Consider the following 4,106-nt stretch of genomic DNA (forward strand, 5'->3'; position numbering starts at 1 on the left):
CTTCCCCCTCCTTCCTCCGGCCCTCCACTCCCCCCCCCCCCCCCCTCCCTTCCCCCCCCCCCCCCCCCACCCACACCCCGAGGGCGGGGGCGGGCACCCGCCGGCAGGCGGGTGGGGGGTGGATGGTGGGGAACGGCGGCGAACCTGTTCAGCGAAGCAGATGGCGCGCGGGTGTTCACCTGGTGGCGGAAACGCCGCTGCCCGGGACTACTCCAGTAGTCCCGGGCAGCGGCGTTTCGCGGACACCGAGACCGACATCCACGCCGCCCACGCCGCGGGCGTCACCGCCGTCGGCGCCGGCTGGGGCTTCGCCGGCCCCGAAGCCCTCACCCGGGCCGGAGCCCACCTCGTGATGCCCCGTGCCGACCACGCCGCCTTCGTCCTGCCCCTCCTGGTCGGCATCGGCCGACAGGAGGACAACTCCAAGCGATCTTGACTCCCGACCCGCTACTGTTGGTGGTGCAGTCGCAGCGCACCGTTGCGTCGCTGTCGGCTGTGCCACCTCAGAGCGACGGATACCGGAGTCATGGTCTACACCGTGGGGGCGCGAGCTATCTGCGCCGAGCTGGAGAACTGAGAACCACTCAGTCCTCGTTCTCGGCCCGGCTCGGCGTGTGATCACCCCACATCTCTCCGCGACTCTTCCGTGAGGGCCCTACCGCCATGCGCTCGACGCAGATCCGCTCCACCTTTCTGGACTTCTTCACCTCGCGCGGCCACCGCCACGTCCCGTCCAGCCCGCTCATCCCCTCCGACCCGACCCTGCTGCTGGCCAACGCCGGCATGAACCAGTTCAAGCCCTACTTCCTGGGCGAGGTCACCCCGGAGTACCCCCGCGCCACGACCATCCAGAAGTGCGCCCGCACCTCCGACATCGACAACGTCGGCCGAACCAACCGGCACGCCACGTTCTTCGAGATGATGGGCAACTTCTCCTTCGGCGACTACTTCAAGGCCGACGCCATCGCCTTCGCCTGGGAGCTCCTCACCCAGGGCTACAACCTGGAGAAGGACCGCCTCTGGATCACCGTCCACCAGGACGACGACGAGGCCGAGCGGCTCTGGCGCAGGATCGGCGTCCCCGCTGAGCGCATCCAGCGCCTCGGCACGGACAACTTCTGGGACATGGGTGTCCCCGGCCCCTGCGGCCCCTCCTCCGAGCTCAACTACGACCGGGGCCCGGCCTTCGGCCGCGAGGGTGGACCGGCCGTCGACGGCGAACGCTACGTCGAGATCTGGAACCTCGTCTTCATGCAGTCCATGCGCGGCGAGGACGACGACAACGGCACCTTCCCGATCCTCGGCGACCTCGCCCGGCAGAGCATCGACACGGGCCTCGGTCTCGATCGCCTCGCCGCGATCCTCCAGGACGTCGAGAACGTCTGCGGCACCGACCTGCTCCTGCCCACCCTCACCACCGTCCAGGAACTCGCCGGCCGCGACTACCCCGGCAGCGGCCCAGGCGGCGAGGAGAAGGTCTCCTTCCAGGTCGTCACCGAACACGCCCGCTCCATCGCCTACCTCATCGCTGACGGCGTCCTGCCCGCCAAGGACGGCCGCGGCTACGTCCTGCGCCGCCTGATGCGCCGTGCGATCCGCCACGCCCGCCTGCTCGGCATCGAACAGCCCGTCCTCGCCCCGGCGACCGCCAGCGTCATCGCCAACCTCGGTGATGTCTGGCCCGAACTGGTGGGCCAGGCCTCCCTCATCGAGCAGGTCGTCACCGCCGAGGAGGAGTCCTTCACCCGCACCCTCAGCCAGGGCACCCGGCTGCTGAACGCCGCCATCACCCGTAGCCGAGACGGCCGCTTCACCACCCTCACCGGCGACACCGCTTTCGAACTGCACGACACCTACGGCTTCCCCGTCGAGCTGACCATCGAGGCCGCCCGCGACGCCGGCCTGAGCGTCGACGAGGACCGCTTCACCGCCCTGCTCGCCGAACAGCAGAAGCGCGCCAAGGCCGGTGGCAAGGCCAAGACCGCCGAGGCCCTGCGCCGCCAGGACGCCTACCGCGAACTGTCCTCCCGCCACGGCCGCACCGACTTCACCGGCTACGACCGCCTTGACACCGAGGCCACCGTCCTCGGCCTCATCTCCGACGGCACCCTCGTGCCCGGCGCCGACCAGGGCAGCACGCTCGAACTCGTCCTGGACCGCAGCCCGTTCTACGCCGAGTCCGGCGGCCAGGTCGGCGACACCGGCACCATCCGCACCACCGGCGGCGCGCTCCTGGAGGTTCTGGACACCAGGCTCGGCCTGGAGGGCTTCCACGTCCACACCATCCGCATCCGCGAAGGCGAGATCCGCAGCGGCGAGCAGGCCGAAGCCCTGGTCGACGGCCCGCGCCGCGACGCCGTCGCCCGCTCCCACTCCGCCACCCACGTCCTGCATGCCATGCTCCGCCGCACCCTCGGCGACCATGCCCGCCAGCACGGCTCCCTCGTCGACGCCGGCCGCCTGCGCTTCGACTTCGCCCACTTCTCCGCCCTCGACCGCACCCAGCTCGCCGCCATCGAGGCCCTCGTCAACGACCACCTCCTCGACGACCCCGAGGTCCGCATCTGGCAGGCCACCCGTTCCGAAGCCGAGGCCGCCGGAGCTACCGCCCTGTTCGGCGAGAAGTACGGCGACCACGTCCGCATCGTCGACATCGGCGACTTCTCCCGCGAACTCTGCGGCGGCACCCACGTCGGCCACGGCTCCAACGCCGGCCCCGTCCGGATCCTCGGCGAAGCCTCCATCGGCTCCAACCTGCGCCGCATCGAAGCCCTCACCGGCCGCGACGCCCTCACCTACTACGACACCGAACGCCGCCTGCTTGAAGAACTCTCCACCCTCCTCGGCACCCGCCCCCAGGACGCCCCCGACACCCTCCGCAAGCGCCTCGACACCCTCACCAACGCCCAGCAGGAACTCGCCCGCCTCCGCGACGCCGAGCTCCGCACCCGCGCCCAGCAGCTCGCTGCCACCGCCCGCACCGTCCCCGGTGGCAGGATCGTCGCCGAGAAGGTCACCGGCCTCGGCCCCGCCGAGCTCCGCACGCTGGCCACCAACATCGCCGACCTCCTGGGCGACGACCAGGCCGTGGTTATCCTCGGCACCGAACACGCCGGTAAGGCCCTCCTCGCCGCCGCCATCACCCGAAGCCTCCACGACACCGGCGCCCACGCCAGCCAGATCCTCATCCCGGCTGCCCGCACGGTCGGTGGCGGAGCCGGCGGCAAGGGCCCCGCCGCCAGCGCCGGCGGACGCCACACCGGAGCGCTCGACGAGGCGCTCGCCATCGCTGCCCAGGACGCTGCCCGAGTGCTCGGCCAGTAGCCCGGAGCCTTCGCGCGGGCGGCTGATCTCCTTCCGGCTCGGAAGAGCATCGGCCGCTCGCTTCACCTCTCGCGCCCGACCTCCCCGAGGTCTTTCAGCAGGACCACGCTCTGGTAGTTGGTGACATCCCACCGCCACGTCCCGACCGGCACGTACCCCCGCCGGCGGTACCAGCCGACCAACTCAACCGCGTCGGCCGATGTGTCGATGACTACCGTCCTGGCCCCGAGACCAGCGACGCGCTCTTCCGCCAGCGCCAGCAGACGCTGCCCAAGCCCCGTTCCGCGGTACGTAGGATCCACTGCCAGTTGCCAGAACGAGCCGGCTCCCGCTGGTACCGGATATCCGGTAGGCATCGTGTACGGGGCCGCCACCGTCACCGATCCCACGAGCTCCGTGCCTCTGCAGGCAACCCAGCACTCGCCCGCACCCAGCCGATGGGCCGTGTCCTGCACGGACTGGTAGGACGCGAAAAAGACCCTGCCGGCAGCCGCGTGATCAGCGTAGGCGCGATGGAGCAGGGTGGTCAGCTCTTCCACGGAGTCACCGGCAGCAAAGCGTCTCACCGTGACGTCGATGGCCAGTGGGCCTGTCACACGTTCCATCGCTCACCGCCTGTCGTGGCCGACCAGCCCTGGTTGCGCCGCCCCTGCACTCCTCCATATTGGAATGAAATGGCACAAAAAGAGTCATTGGCCGGGGAGGTCAGATCCATCTGTGCCGCGCGCCGCCCGGCCGGGCGGCGCGCGGCACAGATGGATCTGACCTCCCCGGCCAATGAC

The 4,106-nt window shown here is 70.6% G+C and carries 4 protein-coding genes; 2 read left to right on the forward strand and 2 right to left on the reverse strand.

Going from position 1 to position 4,106, the window contains the following annotated elements; translation table 11 throughout:
- The first annotated feature begins 160 nt into the window (after positions 1–160).
- Both ACZ5OX_RS21950 and alaS read left to right on the forward strand, forming a co-directional pair.
- Positions 161–436, forward strand: a complete 276-nt coding sequence (locus ACZ5OX_RS21950; protein WP_465632161.1) for an HAD family hydrolase — start codon at positions 161–163, stop codon at positions 434–436.
- A 227-nt stretch (positions 437–663) separates the two neighbouring features.
- The gene (alaS, locus tag ACZ5OX_RS21955; RefSeq protein ID WP_465632163.1) at positions 664–3,324 is read left to right on the forward strand and encodes an alanine--tRNA ligase; all 2,661 of its coding nucleotides are present in this window, start codon (positions 664–666) and stop codon (positions 3,322–3,324) included.
- Between the two features lie 62 nt (positions 3,325–3,386).
- Here alaS and ACZ5OX_RS21960 read toward each other — a convergent pair whose 3' ends face one another.
- Together ACZ5OX_RS21960 and ACZ5OX_RS21965 are read right to left on the reverse strand one after the other, a co-directional pair.
- Entirely contained in the window at positions 3,387–3,929 is a 543-nt protein-coding gene (locus tag ACZ5OX_RS21960) for a GNAT family N-acetyltransferase (RefSeq protein ID WP_465632165.1), read from the reverse strand.
- Positions 3,917–4,106, reverse strand: a 190-nt coding sequence (locus ACZ5OX_RS21965) for a hypothetical protein (RefSeq protein WP_465632167.1), incomplete at its 5' end; no start/stop codon positions are given. The genes ACZ5OX_RS21965 and ACZ5OX_RS21960, both read right to left, overlap by 13 nt.

This window comes from Kitasatospora sp. NPDC032121, from assembly GCF_055580145.1.

Excerpts from the sequence above, each read along its gene's own strand:
- ACZ5OX_RS21950 (WP_465632161.1), top strand. The coding sequence starts at position 161 with ATGGCGCGCGGGTGTTCACCTGGTGGCGGAAACGCCGCTGCCCGGGAC.
- alaS (WP_465632163.1), top strand. The coding sequence starts at position 664 with ATGCGCTCGACGCAGATCCGCTCCACCTTTCTGGACTTCTTCACCTCG.
- ACZ5OX_RS21960 (WP_465632165.1), bottom strand. The coding sequence starts at position 3,929 with ATGGAACGTGTGACAGGCCCACTGGCCATCGACGTCACGGTGAGACGC.